This is a genomic window from Streptomyces gobitricini, assembly GCF_039532985.1.
GTDB lineage: Bacteria > Actinomycetota > Actinomycetes > Streptomycetales > Streptomycetaceae > Streptomyces > Streptomyces gobitricini.
Map to the genome: position 1 here is coordinate 1 of NZ_BAAASR010000054.1, position 820 is coordinate 820.

Annotated in this window: 1 protein-coding gene; it reads left to right on the plus strand. The window is 71.0% G+C overall.

Annotation, left to right across the window (positions count from 1 at the left end):
- A partial coding sequence (locus tag ABD347_RS30560; RefSeq protein WP_486388600.1) for an ATP-binding protein occupies positions 1-820 on the plus strand: 820 nt, incomplete at both ends.

Consider the following 820-nt stretch of genomic DNA (forward strand, 5'->3'; position numbering starts at 1 on the left):
GGCCGACCGGCACGGTAACGTCGTCGTGGTCTCCACCCGCGACTGCTCGCTGCAGCGCCGTCACCAGAAGCTGGTCGAGGAAGCCCCCGCGCCGTTCCTCACCCCCGAGCAGAACGCCCAGCTGTACGCCGCGTCCAAGGCCATCCTGAAGGAGGCCGGCTACGTCGGCGCCGGGACCGTGGAGTTCCTCGTCGGCCTCGACGGCACGATCTCCTTCCTGGAGGTCAACACCCGCCTGCAGGTCGAACACCCCGTCACCGAGGAAGTCACCGGCATCGACCTGGTGCGGGAGATGTTCCGGATCGCCGACGGTGAGGAACTGGGCTACGACGACCCGCCGGTACGCGGTCACTCCTTCGAGTTCCGTATCAACGGCGAGGACCCGGGCCGTAACTTCCTGCCCGCCCCCGGCACCGTCACCACCTTCGCCCCGCCCACGGGCCCCGGTGTCCGGCTGGACGCGGGCGTGGAGTCCGGCAGCGTCATCGGCCCCGCCTGGGACTCGCTGCTGGCCAAGCTGGTCGTCACCGGCGCCACCCGTGAGCAGGCGCTCCAGCGGGCCGCCCGCGCGCTGGCGGAGTTCACCGTGGAGGGCATGGCCACCGCCATCCCCTTCCACCGCGCGGTCGTGGCCGACCCGGCGTTCACCGCCGACCCGTTCCGTGTCCACACCCGCTGGATCGAGACCGAGTTCGTCAACGACATCAAGCCCTTCACCGCCCCCACCGACACCGACACCGACGACGAACCCGGCCGCGAGACCGTCGTCGTCGAAGTCGGCGGCAAGCGCCTGGAGGTCTCCCTGCCCTCCTCCCTGGGC